Raw genomic sequence first — 13,740 nt, forward strand, 5'->3', positions numbered from 1 at the left:
GCACCATCGGCCGGTCCCACGAGCCGTCAGTTCTCTCGAAGTCGTTCGTACGCGTCTTTCACCCGCTTGAACTGCGTCTCGTCGCCGTTCTTCGTGTCCGGGTGAACCTCCTTGACACGGGACCGATAGGCCGTTCGGATAGCCGCCTGGTCGGCGCCGGGACCGACTCCCAGCGTCCGCCGGGCCTCCTCTAGCGTCGGCCCGTCACTTCTGGGACGTCGGCGTCGCTGGCGCGTTCGCCCCGTCTCGGAGACGCGGCCCGCCGCCCGTGCCCGTTCGCGGCGGCGGCGCTCGTCGGCGGCCCTGCGGGCCTCTCTCGCGAACCGGCTTCGGCCACCGCGGGCGGCCTCGCGGGCCTTCCGTTCGGCGGCCCGCCGTCGCTCGTCGTCCGCATCGACGTGCGTCGACGCCGCCACCTTCTCCATCAGTCGCCCGCTGGCCTGGAACCAGATGAAGTAGGTCGTCGCCGCGAACGGCAGCGCGATGCCGAGGACGACGAGCTGGTGGGTGACGATGGCGACGATGGCGAGCACCGTCGTCAACCCGGCGAAGACGGCCGCGAGCCCGAACAGCAGGGGCGTATCTCGCACGAGCGCGACTACGTGCCACGCCACCCTAAACCACTCGGTGGCACACACCGTCGGGAGACTCGACAGCGTACGCCACCACGGGTCGTTGTACGAGGAGATTCCCCGTGGGTGGACCGACAATGGCAGGCACTGGCAAGGTGTGGACTGAAGCGCTCCGGACCGCTATAGAGCGGTATGAGCGTCGAGTCACTCTGTCAGATCTGCGAGAAAGAGCGCGCCGAACAGCACTGCGAGCACTGTGGTGCGATGGTCTGTGAGCGGCACTTCGATGCCGAACATTCGATGTGCATGGACTGCGTTCAGAGCGTCGATCCCACCGGCGTCGACCCCACCAGCGGCGAGGGGGAGACCTACCAGTTCTGATAGCGGTCTCCGCCGCGGGCTACCGGTACTGGTTCAACCGTTGTTTCAGCCGCCGCGCCGCCTGTCCGGCCGCTCCGAAGAATCCCTCCTCGTCGCGGGCGTTCTCTCCGGCGAAGATGATTCCCCGTGACGAGTTGACGAGGCCGATATCGTCTGCGAGCCCGTACTCGACCGCGGCCTCTGCATCGCCGCCCTGTGCGCCGACCCCGGGGACGAGGAACGGCAGATCCGGAACCTGCTCGCGGAGCTCTTCGAGTTCGTCCGGCGTCGTCGCGCCGACGACCAGCCCGACGTTGTCGTGCTCGTTCCAGAAATCGGCGACTGCGGCGACCCGCTGGTACAGCGGTTCTCCCGAGGACAGTTCGAGGTCCTGGAAGTCCGCACCGCCGGGATTCGACGTCCGGCAGAGGACGAAGACGCCTTTGTCCGCCCGCGAGAGGAAGGGGTCGAGCGAATCACGGCCCATGTACGGGTTGACGGTGATGGCGTCCGCGTGGTCGAGCAGTTTGGCGTACTGACGCGTCGTGTTCCCGATGTCGGCCCGCTTGGCGTCGAGTAGAACGGGTACGTCCTTCCCGTGGGCATACGCGATGGTCTCTCGCAGTGCCGCCCAGCCGTCGCCGTCCTCGTAGAAGGCCGCATTCGGCTTGTAGCACGCCGCGTGCTCGTGAGTCGCGTCGATGATGCGACGGTTGAACGCCCAGCGGGGCATGTCGTGGTCGGCGAGGAACTCGGGGATACGGTCCGGGTCGGGGTCGAGGCCGACGGAGACGACGGTGTCTTTGGCGTCGATCCGCTCGCCGAGACGCTCGAAGAAGCTCATTTGATTGGCGTGGGTGGGGGTCGGTTATGGAAGTTGCTATCGCGTGCGAGAGCGATGTACCCATCCCGAGCAGGTCGGTTTTATACAGCAGCGGGACGCCAGTTACCGGCATGACGGTCTACGAGACGGACGTCCCCGGCGTCGGACGAAAGTTCGAGCTCGAACTCGACGACGGCGGACGCCTCATCACGCTGTTGCACCACGACGGCCGACGCGAACTCTTCCACCGGGCGACGCCCGAAGCCGACAGCACCCGCATCACCGGCCTCACGGGGGAACAGGCCCGTCAGCTCGGGGCCATCCTCGGCGGCGCGTACTTCCAGCCGGTCGAACTCCAGCAGCCGCAGGTTCCCCTCGGCGACGCGATAATCGAGTGGGTGACCATCGACGAGGATTCGACGCTAGCGGGCAAGACCCTGGAAGGGTGTGACGTGCGGACCGCGACCGGCGCATCCGTCATCGCGGTCCAGCGTGACGACGAGACCATCGCCAACCCCAGCCCGGACTTCGAGTTGCGAGCCGCGGACATCCTCGTCGCGCTCGGCACACGCGAGGAACAGGAGAAGCTTCGTACGTTCGTTCACGGCGACTGACGATGGCCGGGTTACTCCTGGAAGCAGGAATCACGCTGACGATCCTCGCCATCGGTGGTGTGCTCGCCCGCCAGCTCCGGCTGTCGGTCATCCCGGCCTACATCGTCGTGGGACTACTCGTCGGCCCACACGCACCCATCGCGGGCGGCATCTCACTCGGACTCATCGAGGACGAAGCGTTCGTCGACCTGCTGGCAGAGCTCGGTATCATCCTGTTGCTCTTCTTCATCGGCATGGAGTTCAGCGTCGACCAGCTGCTGGCGAGCCGCGACAAGCTCGGCGTCATCGGCGGCATCGACCTCGCGGTGAACGCAGGAGTCGGCATCGCGCTCGGGGTCGCCTTCGGCTTCTCGCCGCTCGAAACCGCCTTCGTGGTCGGTATCGTCTACATCTCCTCGTCTGCCATCATCACCAAGACCCTCATCGACCTCGGCTGGGTCGCCGACCCCGAGAGCGAGGTCGTCCTCGGGACCCTCGTCGTCGAGGACATCGTCATCGCGGTGTATCTCGCCTTGCTCTCGGCCGTGGCCGTCGGCGATGGTGGCTTCGCTGCGGTCCAGTCGGTCGGCATCGCGCTCGCGGTACTGACCGCACTGGTCGTCTTCGCCCGGTTCGGGACGCCGCTTCTCCAGCGAGCCCTCGACATCGACTCCGACGAGCTGCTCTTGATCGGCCTGCTCGGCGTGACGACGGTGGTCGCAGCGGTCGCGCTCGACCTCGGTGTCAGCGAGGCGGTCGCGGCGTTCTTCGTCGGGACGGCCGTCAGCGAGACCGACGCGGTGCACCGCGTCGAACGGGTTATGAGCCCCGCCCGCGACCTGTTCGCGGCCGCGTTCTTCTTCGCCATCGGGCTGCAGACCGACGTGAGCCAGCTCCAGGGCACCGCACTCCTGCTCCTCGGCATCGCCGTCGTCGTCACCACCGCGAGCAAGCTCGTCAGCGGTTACTGGAGCGGGAAGCGCTACGGCCTGAGCGACCGTCGGTCGCTCCGGGTCGCCGTCGGGCTGGTCGCACGAGGTGAGTTCTCGCTGGTGCTCGCGGCGCTGGCAACGTCCGTCGGGACAGGTGCGCTCGCGGACGTGATTCCCGCCTTCGCCGTCGGCTACGTGCTCGTGATGAGCGTGCTCGGGACGGGCCTGATGCGGGCGTCCCCCCTGTTGGAGAAGTACGTTGGTTCAGTGTCGGGGACGGACGTAGGAGCGGAGACCTGAGACGCCCAGGGGGGCGACGGCTACCCGAGCAACAACATCGGCGCTCGTGCCGCTACGGACGTCGGTCACTCGGTGTCGGCCGCCTGACTCGCCGCATCGAAGACGTCCGTCGCCCGCTTCACTTCGGCACCCGATTCGACGAACAACAGCGTCTTCGGCGGCGTGGTTCCCTTCGGTCGGACCCGGAGCTCACCCGCCTTCGCGGCCTCGACGGCCGCATCGAGTCCCATCGAGAGGTCGACCCTGACGCGGTCGGGCTGGACGTACACCACGGCGAACGGCTCACCGTCCCGGGTAACGTCGTAGGCGCGGGCCCCGTCGTCGGTCGGCTCCACGTCGGGGTCGGCGTTCACCACGGCGAAGCGGTCGAACTCACCGTCCTCCCGGCCGTCGAGTTCCGACGAGAGGAGCTGGGCGATGCGGATACCGTCGGTGACGCGACGTTCGGTCATACCGCTTCCTCACCCCGCAGTTCCGCGACCGCCTTCCCACGGACCTCGCTCACGTCGATACCTTGTTTCCGGGCGTAGACGAGTGCTGCAGCCGCGATGGTCACGTCGAGCTCCTGCTGGAGCTGGTTGATGGCCCCGACGACCTCGTGTTTCTCGTGGCCGTCGGCGACGAGGTCGTCGAGCACCTGTTCGAACGCCGACCGCGAGCGAAGGACGTCGTCGCCTGGGACGAAGTCCTCGGGTATCTCGACCTCGGACGGTTCGAACGTGCACCGGAGCGTGTTCTCCTCGCGCTCGAGCAATCCCTCGCCGGTCGCCACGTCGACCAGCCGCTTCGCCTGGTCGGGCGAGAACCAGTCCCGGTCGAGCGAGAGCGCGACCACGAACTCGTTCTCCGCCAGTTCTCGTTTGCCGCGCTGCCGGAAGGGAGCGGCGACGGCGACGCGCAGACTCATGTCCGTTGGGTGGAGAGTCGATGGCCTAAACGTGACGATTCACCCCGTCACAAGTCGAGCGATTCAAGTAGCTCCTGAGACTTTTCCCGGATATGCAAGATCAGGGACGCTCTACGCGCAAGCGGACCGGCGGTCGACTCCGCCCCATCAAGAAGCGAAAGAAGCACCAGCTCGGTCGGCTCCCGACCGAGACGCAGGTCGGCGAGGGCCGATTCCGCACCATCGACTCCCGCGGCGGCACCGAGAAGGTCCGTGCGCTCTCCACCGACGTCGCCAACGTGAACAAGGGCGGCGAGACGGTCCACGCGACCATCCAGGACGTCACCGAGAACGACGCCAACCCGAACTACGTCCGTCGTAACATCATCACGAAGGGCGCCATCATCGTCACGAACGAGGGCAAGGCACGCGTCACGTCCCGACCCGGTCAGAACGGGCTGGTCAACGCGGTCCTCCTCGACGAGTAAGTCGCTTCTTATCGGACGCGACGTCGGTCGCGTCTTCACACTCTGCGTCTCCACACCCAGTAGTCGAGACACTAAGTCGAGACACTACGTAGCCAGCAGTCAAGACGCCGTGCAGCTGGTGTTCGGTACAGTGCCGGAAGCGAGATAGCCGAAAACGCTATACAGCGAGAATGAGCCTCGTCTACGGTCGCGGCGCGGCCTTCTGCAGTGCGGTCTCGGCGACGTTCCCAGCGTAGTCGGCACTTCGCGAGAGCGAGTCGAGTACGAGGCCGAGCGACTGGGCGGTCTGGGCGTCGTACTCGCGCAGGAGTTCGTCGATGGTCCGGGCGTGCTCGTCCATCTCTCTGACGGACTCGCGTGCGGCGTTGGCCAGTCGGGTCGCCTCTTCGCTGTCGTCGGTGAACAGCGCGTCCATCGCCTTCTCCAGCACGTCCCGCGCGTCGTCGTGGAGTTCGATGAACGCCTCGGAGAGGTCGTCGTCGACGTCTTCGAGGTTCTCGGCGGTCTTGGCTATCTTCGCGGCGTGGTCACCGATGCGTTCCAGCTGGCGTGCGCTGGAGTGGTAGTCGAAACAGACCTCGCGTGGGACACCGAGTTCCTCAGCGGCGTGCGGCGAGCGCAGGGTGGCCCGGAAGATACGGGAGACGACGTACCAGAGTCGGTCGACGTCGTCGTCGCGTTGGTGGACGTCGCGTGCCAGGTCGTCGTCGTTCTCGACGAGTGCGGTCAGCGCGTCGTGGAGCATCGACTGCGCGATGAGGTGCATCCGGGTCACGGCGTTGTGGATGCTGAGCTCGGAGGAGTCGAGCAGGTCCTGGATGACGACGCTGTCGCTCGTCTCTTCGAGGACCTCGACGCCGACCAGGCTCTGTGTGGCCGAACGGATGGCCCGGCGCTGGTCGGTCGTGATGCGACCGGCTTCCAGCGAGATGATGTCGAAGCCGGAGACGTACATCGTCATGACCGCGCGCGTGAGTCGGTTGCCCTCCAGGTCCGAGACGTCGAGCGTACCCTCCGTGCGCTCGGTCTCGCTCTTCGGTGTCAGTAACAGGGAGTCGTCCTCGGGATAGAACTCGACGGTTGCGCCCGCGGAGATGCCGTTGTCGGTGGCCCACGATTTCGGTAGCGATACCGTGAACGTCGACCCGCCCGTGACTTGCACCTTGCGCGTTTCCATGTCCGGCAATGAGGACAGCGAGAAAATAAATGTACTTGTTTCTATATAGTGTTCGGCTTTGCACAGGTGGCGAGGTTGTCAAAACCGGCCCCGGTGTATAGAGCCCTGGTCTGAGCGGTGTTCTGGGGGGAAGAAACCATTACATATTCTATCCCGACAGGTGTTCCGACGGGCGAACCGGGGCGGGCCCCGGACCGCCTGGTACCAGCCTTGAGACGGCGTCTCGTGCCTCCGGAGATGGCGTGGACCCCATTGTGATACATACGAATATATAGCGAACATAGCGAGGTATTTATCCGTATCTGCCTCTCGTCTACGTGATGACAGACGAATCCGACACCACCTACGACAACCTCTCCCGGCGTAAGTTCGTGACCGCTGCTGGCGCTGCAGGCCTCGCTGGCCTCGCAGGCTGTGCGAAGCGCGGTGCGTCCGGCGGCGAGAACGGTGATGGCGGAAGCGGCGGCGACGGTGGCAGTGGTAGCGACGGCGGCGACGGAAGTGGCTCCCAGAAGCTCTCCGGTAACATCGACATCTACGGGAGCTCCACCGTCTTCCCGCTCGCAACGGCAGTCAAAGAGGGCTTCAACGAGGAACACCCCGACGTGAAGATTTCCGTGAGCTCGACCGGCTCCGGTGGCGGCTTCTCGAACTACTTCTGCAAGGGCGACGCCGACTTCAACAACGCGTCGCGCCCGATCAAGGACAGCGAGAAGGAAGCGTGTTCCGGCAACGGTGTCGACTGGATCGAGCTCAAGGTCGCCACTGACGCGCTGACCGTCATCGTCAACGAGGAGAACGACTGGGTCGACTGCATCACCGTCGACGAGCTCAAACAGATATGGAAGCCCGGCGGGGCGAAGAAGTGGAGCGACATCCGCTCCGAGTGGCCCGACAAGGAACTCGAGCTGTACGGACCGACCTCCGCCTCCGGTACCTTCGACTACTTCACCGAGGCCGTCATCGGCGAGGAGGACAGCCACACGCAGGACTACTCCGCGACGGAGCAGGACCGTCAGATCATCCGTGGCGTCAGTGGTTCGAAGAACGCGATGGGCTACCTCGGCTTCGCCTACTATACCGAGAACAAGGACAAGGTCAAGGCGCTCGCCATCGACAACGGCGACGGCAAGTGCGTCAAGCCCTCGCTCGAGACCGCGAAGAAGGGCGAGTACAAGCCGCTCTCGCGCCCGCTGTTCACGTACCCGCGCGTGCAGTCGCTCCAGAACAAACCGCAGGCCCGCGCCTTCGCCGAGTACTTCGTCCAGCAGTCCGGGAAGAAAGAGGTCGTCGCCGACAAAGTCGGCTACGTCCCCAACGACGAAGAGACCGTCCAGAAGCAGATGGACAAGCTCTCGAAGTACCTGGAAGAGAACTGAGGGCTTTCCGCACAGAGTAGAAGCGTTTTTCGGCACGTCTGAATACCTCTCGAACACAGAACCAACTTCATGAGCACGGACAGGGTGACACAGGACATCACGGAGACCGCGAGCGATACGCCCGAAGAGAAGGTGATGAATGCCTTCTTCTTCGCGTGCGCTGCGCTCTCCGTACTCACGACCGTAAGTATCGTTCTCCTGCTCGCCTCGGAGACGGTGAAGTTCTTCGAGCCGACGGCAGGGCTGATAGGATACTCGGGTGATACCGTCTCACTCGGGGAATTCTTCCTCGGAACAAACTGGGCTGCAGGGTTCAAACCGTACGCATTCGGCATTCTCCCACTGATTATCAACACGCTCGTCATAACCATCGGAGCGGCGATCGTGGCGATGCCCCTGGGGCTCGCGACCGCCATCTACCTGAGTGAGTACGCGAGCAAGCGCAAGCGAGCCGTCCTCAAGCCCGCGCTCGAGATTCTGGCGGGCATCCCGACGGTCATCTACGGCTTCTTCGCGCTCGTGTACGTCACACCGTTCCTCGACGGATTCCTCACCTTCCTGAACAACGACGTCCCAGGGCTCTCTGGAACCGTCTTCAACTTCCCCGAGCTCGGGACGTTCAACGCCCTGTCGGCCAGTATCATCGTCGGCATCATGATCATCCCGATGGTCTCCTCGATCAGTGAGGACGCGATGAGCGCGGTCCCCGACGACCTGCGCCGCGGCGGCTACGGGATGGGCGCGACGAAGTTCGACGTCTCGGTCGGTATCGTCGTTCCTGCCGCAGTGTCCGGTATCGCCTCGTCGTTCATCCTCGCGCTCTCGCGTGCTGTCGGTGAGACGATGATCGTCGTCGTCGCCGCCGGTTCGACGCCGACGATGCCGGACTTCGGTCACATCTCCCTGCTCGGGACCCAGATTCCGTACCCGAACCTCGGCACGCTCGCCGTCTACTTCGAGCCCGTGATGCCGATGACGTCCGCGATGGTCAACATCGCGACCGGCGACATGCCGACGAGCGGTATCGCATATCACAGCCTGTTCGCGGTCGGATTCACCCTGTTCGCCATGACGCTCGTGATGAACATCGTCAGTGACCTTATCGCCAGACGCTACCGGGAGGAGTACGAATAATGGCGACCGAACGAAAACACATCGAGAGCTTCGGTGAGGTCAGCCGGACCGTCGGGACCGTCTTCCGGTACCTGCTACTGGCCTCGACGCTCATCGGAATCGTCTCGCTGGGTGTCCTGCTCGCGTACGTCGGCGTGCAGGCGATTCAACCGTTCAGCGCCGACCCAGCGTGGTACGCCTTCTTCGTGGCCACGCTCGTCCTGCCGACCATCGTCGCCGGTGGATGGGTCTGGTACAACCACCAACCCGCGATTCAGACCGCACTGGCCGCGACGGGAATCCCGTTCGCTGGCCTGTTCCTCGGGGCGGCAATCGTCATGCTGTTCCTCGACGTGTTCGCTCCGACGACCTGGCTCGGCTACTGGCTCGCGATGGTGCTCGCGGCCGGTGCACTCGTACTCTATCGCCGCGAGCGACAGGCTGGCTTCCTCGAAGAGGTGCTCGCTAGCCTCGTCGCCTTCGCCGTGTTCGTCGCGATCGTTCCCCGCCTCATCGACGCATTCCCGTTCTATCTGCTGCCGTGGTCCATCATGTGGGTCACCTTCACCCTGCCGATGGCCGCCGCGGTCACGTGGTTCGTCGGCGGACAGCTCGAAGACCAGCAGACTGGCCGCCTGGCTGGCGGTGCTGCTGCCGCCCTCGGGCTGCTGGCCGCGTTCGTCGGCCCCTACCTGTGGTTCTTCCCGATGCCGAGCGTGGTCCTCGCGACGACGGTCGTGATTCCGACGTTCGCGTACGCGTTCGTCGTCCTCCGCGACCGGCCGACGCAGGTCCCGGGACTCGTCTTCGCCGGTGTGTTCGTCCTCGGCGTCCTCGGCATCCGGTATCTGGCGCCCGTACTCGGCCTCGCCGGACCGGAGTCCTGGGTCGACTGGCAATTCCTCACCAGTTCGCACTCCTCGAACCCGGTCGACGCCGGCCTGTATCCGGCGATCATCGGTTCGGTCCTCCTGATGGTCGTCGTGACGCTCATGTCCTTCCCCATCGGTATCGGTGCGGCAGTGTACCTCGAGGAGTACGCGCCGAACAACCGCATGACCCGTATCATCCAGGTGAACATCTCCAATCTGGCAGGGGTTCCCTCGGTCGTCTATGGCCTGCTCGGATACGGTGTGTTCATCAACGCGGTCGACCTCCCGGTCGGCTCCGTTCTCGTCGGTGGGATGACCCTCTCGTTGCTCATCCTGCCCATCGTCATCATCTCCGCACAGGAGTCCATCCGGTCCGTCTCTGACTCCACGCGTCAGGCCTCGTACGGCCTCGGCGGGACGAAGTGGCAGACCGTCCGGCGGGTCGTCCTTCCACAGGCGATGCCCGGCATCCTGACGGGGACCATCCTCGCGCTCGGACGCGCCATCGGCGAGACGGCTCCACTCATCTTCATCGGCTACGCGGCCATCGCACCGGTTCCGGGTGGTTTCCTCTCCAAGGGGAGCGCCATGCCCATGCAGCTGTACTCGTGGGCGACCCTGTTCGCGAGTGAAGCGTTCTACACCACCGCGCTCGCGGCCGGTGTCGTCGTCTCACTCGTCGTACTGCTCACGATGAACGGTATCGCAATCGTACTGCGCAACAGGTATCAGCGAGAAACGTAACCATGACACAAGAGATGAGTAACGAAGAGGCTGAATCGACCGCGAGAAAGGACCCGGTCAGCGAAGACGACGGCTCGATGCTCGAGACCGACGTGACCGCTGGCATCGACGACGACGCCACCACGAGACCGACCCGCACCATCGTGGAGGCCCAGGACGTGAACGTCTGGTACGGCGACGACCAGGCGCTCAAGAACATCTCGATGCAGGTGCCCGAGAACAAGGTAACCGCCATGATCGGGCCGTCGGGCTGTGGCAAGTCGACGTTCCTGCGGTGTATCAACCGCATGAACGACCTCATCGACAGTGCCCGGGTCGAGGGCGACCTCTACCTCGGCGATAAGAACGTCTACGACGACGACGTGGACCCGGTCGCGCTCCGCCGCCGCGTCGGGATGGTGTTCCAGAAGCCGAACCCGTTCCCGAAGAGCATCTACGACAACGTCGCCTACGGCCTCGAGATCCAGAACAAGGAGGGCGACTACGACCAGATAGTCGAAGAGTCGCTCAAGCGCGCTGCACTCTGGGACGAGGTCAAAGACCGGCTCGACGAGTCCGGTCTCGAACTGTCCGGTGGCCAGCAGCAGCGACTCTGCATCGCCCGCGCCATCGCCCCGGACCCGGAGGTCCTGCTGATGGACGAGCCGGCGTCCGCACTGGACCCCGTCGCCACCTCGCAGATCGAAGACCTCATCGACGAACTCGCCGAGGACTACACCGTCGTCATCGTCACGCACAACATGCAGCAGGCGGCGCGTATCTCCGACAAGACGGCCGTCTTCCTGACCGGCGGCGAGCTGGTCGAGTTCGGCGACACGAAGCAGATCTTCGAGAACCCCGAACACGACCGCGTCGAGGACTACATCACCGGCAAGTTCGGATAGCGAACAGAACTATAACTTTGGATACATAACGGCTTTACCGACACCGCTAATCGATTCAATAAATGGCACGAGAGAGCTACCAGGAGAAGCTCCAGTCGCTCGAAGACGACGTCCTCTACATGGGGGAGGTCGTCCTCGACCGGCTCCGCGACACGCTCGTCGCACTGGAGAACAAGGACGAAGAGACCGCGAACCGCATCATCGAGACCGACGACGAGGTGAACCAGCTCTACCTCGACATCGAACAGGAGTGTATCGACCTGTTCGCACTGCAACAGCCCGTCGCGGGTGACCTCCGGTTCATCGCCGCCTCGTTCAAGATCATCACCGACCTCGAACGCGTCGCCGACCTCGCGACCAACCTCGGCCAGTACACCCTGGACGCGGAGCGCGACGTGTTCGCCGAGGTGGACATCCAAGAGATCGGCAACCAGACGATAGCGATGATAGAGGACGCACTCGATGCCTACGCCGACGAGGACACGGAGGCGTGCTACGACGTCGCCTCGCGCGACGACGAGGTCGACGATCTGTGTGCCCACGCGAGCGAGATGGTCGTCCGCGACCTCATCGAGACCGAACACGAGTCCGGTATCGAGGACGTGATGAGCGACGTCTCCCGACTGCTACTCACCATCCGCGACCTCGAGCGCGTCGGCGACCACGGCGTCAACATCGCCGCACGTGCCCTCTACATGATCGAGAACGACGACGAACTCATCCGGTAACCGTTCTTCCGAGCTGTTTTCCGCATCCGCCGATACCGAACGGGTGACCACCGTCTTCGACCGGAATCCCGAATGGAACCACGACACCCCTGTCGACGCTCGGACGCTCTATACTCTCGATATACCATCGAGAACGACGACTTGCACCTCTCAAGGAATCACAATCCCCTGTGTAGTAGACGCAGAACGGTGCCCGGGACGTGACGAGCAGACTGTCACTTTCTCCGACATCTGGTCGAGGAGAGGCCAAGTTTTAGATGGGCACCTTCCGTGATGTCTCTCAATGCTCGACGATATCGCGACACGGGTGGCACACGTCACCAACCGGACAGTGGTGGCGGTGGATCGATGAGTTCCATCACCATCGAGGTCGACGACCCCGACGACGCCTACGAGAACGTCCAGGCGATACTCGACACTGCACCAGTCGACTTCTCCAGGGTCACGTCGATCCGGCTGGAGATAGAGTACGCGGACGAGGCAGCCACAGCAGACCCAGCAGGAGAGCCCGCCGACGATGCCGACGAACCGAGTGCGCACCGTTCCGTGGCTGGGTCGGACGAACGGGTCGACGCTGCCCGCGACCAGGTATCCATGGAGGAGCAAGAGGGCGATGAGACGGGGACAGACCCATTCCCGTTCGACGACGAACCCTCGATCGCAGACGCCGAGGGTGGAACCGTCTCGTCGACGGAGGACGAAGCCGCCGACCTCGCTCGCAAGGCCGAGGAGATACGGTTCAACGAAGAACCCACGACCGACGAAGACGTCTTCGGGACGCCGACGGACCGAACCCCCGACGAGTCCATCTTCGAGGACGACGGCGACCAGGCAGATACGACCAGCCGTGACTCCATCTTCGATCGCTCGTCCGTCTCGCGGTCGACGACCGTCGACGAGTCCGAACGCGACGACATCGGACTCGATGGCGTGACCTTCGACGCCCCATCCGAGGGTGACGACCTCCCGGCCGACGGGACAGGCTCTCCGGCAGACGAGACCGACACCCCAGCAAACGAGACTGGCTCCCCGACAGACGAGACCGACACCCCGTCCGAGTCGGAGCAGTCCCAGTCGGAACCCGCCGGTACAGACACGGGCCGGTCGGACCCTGGAACGAAACCGGGCGCACCGGCCCAGCCGTCGCTCGACGTCTCGCCCCGCACCTACAACAAGGTGATGCGCCTCCTCCAGAACCGCGAGTTCCCGGTCGAGCGGTCGGCCATCGAGGAGATCGCCGTCGGTGCCTACGGCGTCGACCCCGACGAGTGTCGAAGCATCGTCGACACCGCCATCGAGAAGGGGCTCGTCGGCGAGTCCGGTCCGAAGCTGGTCGACCCGACAGAGTAACGTCTCTTCGCTGCGCCCGGTTCTCCACCGCCGTCATTGCGTCCGCTGCACTCGTTCCGTGTGGCTCGGTGACGGATGCACTGGTCACTCACTGTCGTTCGTGACATCGTCATGAAGTAGTGGCCGGGGCGGGCTCCGAACTTCAGTCGGAGACGAGCTCCGACTGCTCGCCGGCTCACGTCCGTTCGCCGGCGACCGTAAACGGGTTCGTCGCGTCTACCGGCACATTTTCACGGAGTTATCACTCGGCTCCGTCTCGTGATGTCAGTGAAAATGGCCGGGGCGGGCTCCGAACCCGCGATCTCCGCATGACCCAGGTCCGAGACTTGGCGGGTCTCGTGGGGGCATGCATGAGCCTTCCCAGGCAGTTACCGCACCGAATCTCTAAACCCTATGAGTGCGGCGCTATGTCCAGCTAAGCCACCCGGCCTCACTCGTTCGTTTACCGGTGTGAAACTTAAGCCTTCTCAACTGTCCCGACCCTGTCTGGCAGTCTCACGCCGGTTTCCGGAATCGTGGCTCGCCCCACGGTTTTATAC

General features: G+C 64.3%; 15 protein-coding genes and 1 tRNA gene. 10 read left to right on the top strand and 6 right to left on the bottom strand.

Annotated elements, in window-relative coordinates:
• Positions 1–26 precede the first annotated feature (26 nt).
• On the bottom strand, positions 27–590 hold the full coding sequence (locus tag ACSC1Y_RS04510) for a J domain-containing protein (RefSeq protein ID WP_435333495.1): 564 nt from the start codon (positions 588–590) through the stop codon (positions 27–29).
• Between the two features lie 174 nt (positions 591–764).
• Here ACSC1Y_RS04510 and ACSC1Y_RS04515 point away from each other — a divergent pair, with 174 nt between their 5' ends.
• Positions 765–953 (top strand): hypothetical protein, encoded by a 189-nt coding sequence (locus ACSC1Y_RS04515; RefSeq protein WP_435333496.1) that lies wholly within the window; start codon positions 765–767, stop codon positions 951–953.
• Positions 954–972: 19 nt separating this feature from the next.
• On the opposite strand, the gene pyrF is transcribed toward ACSC1Y_RS04515, so the two are convergent.
• Positions 973–1,776, bottom strand: a complete 804-nt coding sequence (gene pyrF, locus ACSC1Y_RS04520; RefSeq protein ID WP_435333497.1) for an orotidine-5'-phosphate decarboxylase — start codon at positions 1,774–1,776, stop codon at positions 973–975.
• 110 nt (positions 1,777–1,886) lie between these two features.
• Here pyrF and ACSC1Y_RS04525 point away from each other — a divergent pair, with 110 nt between their 5' ends.
• Both ACSC1Y_RS04525 and ACSC1Y_RS04530 read left to right on the top strand, forming a co-directional pair.
• Entirely contained in the window at positions 1,887–2,369 is a 483-nt protein-coding gene (locus ACSC1Y_RS04525) for a cation:proton antiporter regulatory subunit (RefSeq protein WP_435333498.1), read from the top strand.
• A 2-nt stretch (positions 2,370–2,371) separates the two neighbouring features.
• Positions 2,372–3,580, top strand: a complete 1,209-nt coding sequence (locus ACSC1Y_RS04530; protein ID WP_435333499.1) for a cation:proton antiporter — start codon at positions 2,372–2,374, stop codon at positions 3,578–3,580.
• A gap of 65 nt (positions 3,581–3,645) precedes the next feature.
• On the opposite strand, the gene ACSC1Y_RS04535 is transcribed toward ACSC1Y_RS04530, so the two are convergent.
• Entirely contained in the window at positions 3,646–4,032 is a 387-nt protein-coding gene (locus ACSC1Y_RS04535) for a DUF7993 family protein (RefSeq protein WP_435333500.1), read from the bottom strand.
• Positions 4,029–4,487 (bottom strand): DUF2240 family protein, encoded by a 459-nt coding sequence (locus ACSC1Y_RS04540; RefSeq protein WP_435333501.1) that lies wholly within the window; start codon positions 4,485–4,487, stop codon positions 4,029–4,031. Before ACSC1Y_RS04540 ends, ACSC1Y_RS04535 begins: the two co-directional genes overlap by 4 nt.
• A gap of 92 nt (positions 4,488–4,579) precedes the next feature.
• On the opposite strand from ACSC1Y_RS04540, the gene ACSC1Y_RS04545 reads away from it, so the two are divergent.
• Positions 4,580–4,954 (top strand): 30S ribosomal protein S8e, encoded by a 375-nt coding sequence (locus ACSC1Y_RS04545; protein WP_435333502.1) that lies wholly within the window; start codon positions 4,580–4,582, stop codon positions 4,952–4,954.
• Between the two features lie 181 nt (positions 4,955–5,135).
• Here ACSC1Y_RS04545 and ACSC1Y_RS04550 read toward each other — a convergent pair whose 3' ends face one another.
• Positions 5,136–6,131 carry a PhoU domain-containing protein gene (locus ACSC1Y_RS04550; RefSeq protein WP_435333503.1) on the bottom strand — a complete coding sequence of 332 codons (996 nt, stop codon included), beginning with the start codon at positions 6,129–6,131 and terminating at the stop codon, positions 5,136–5,138.
• A 320-nt stretch (positions 6,132–6,451) separates the two neighbouring features.
• Here ACSC1Y_RS04550 and ACSC1Y_RS04555 point away from each other — a divergent pair, with 320 nt between their 5' ends.
• The 6 genes from ACSC1Y_RS04555 (at position 6,452) to ACSC1Y_RS04580 (ending at position 13,201) form a co-directional block, all read left to right on the top strand.
• Entirely contained in the window at positions 6,452–7,510 is a 1,059-nt protein-coding gene (locus ACSC1Y_RS04555) for a PstS family phosphate ABC transporter substrate-binding protein (protein WP_435333504.1), read from the top strand.
• A gap of 69 nt (positions 7,511–7,579) precedes the next feature.
• Positions 7,580–8,644, top strand: coding sequence for a phosphate ABC transporter permease subunit PstC (gene pstC, locus ACSC1Y_RS04560; RefSeq protein ID WP_435333505.1), 1,065 nt, complete (start codon positions 7,580–7,582; stop codon positions 8,642–8,644).
• Positions 8,644–10,239: a phosphate ABC transporter permease PstA gene (pstA, locus tag ACSC1Y_RS04565; RefSeq protein WP_435333506.1), complete on the top strand. Its 1,596-nt coding sequence runs from the start codon at positions 8,644–8,646 to the stop codon at positions 10,237–10,239. The genes pstC and pstA overlap by 1 nt, the downstream gene beginning before the upstream one ends.
• 77 nt (positions 10,240–10,316) lie before the next feature.
• Complete coding sequence (gene pstB / locus ACSC1Y_RS04570; protein WP_435334641.1) at positions 10,317–11,123, top strand: phosphate ABC transporter ATP-binding protein PstB; 807 nt, start codon at positions 10,317–10,319, stop codon at positions 11,121–11,123.
• A gap of 62 nt (positions 11,124–11,185) precedes the next feature.
• Positions 11,186–11,851 carry a phosphate signaling complex protein PhoU gene (gene phoU / locus ACSC1Y_RS04575; RefSeq protein WP_435333507.1) on the top strand — a complete coding sequence of 222 codons (666 nt, stop codon included), beginning with the start codon at positions 11,186–11,188 and terminating at the stop codon, positions 11,849–11,851.
• A 348-nt stretch (positions 11,852–12,199) separates the two neighbouring features.
• Entirely contained in the window at positions 12,200–13,201 is a 1,002-nt protein-coding gene (locus ACSC1Y_RS04580; protein ID WP_435333508.1) for a hypothetical protein, read from the top strand.
• Positions 13,202–13,475: 274 nt separating this feature from the next.
• Here ACSC1Y_RS04580 and ACSC1Y_RS04585 read toward each other — a convergent pair.
• Positions 13,476–13,631, bottom strand: a tRNA-Met gene (locus ACSC1Y_RS04585).
• Positions 13,632–13,740: the final 109 nt, after the last annotated feature.

The organism is Haloarchaeobius lipolyticus, assembly GCF_051208015.1.
GTDB lineage: Archaea > Halobacteriota > Halobacteria > Halobacteriales > Natrialbaceae > Haloarchaeobius.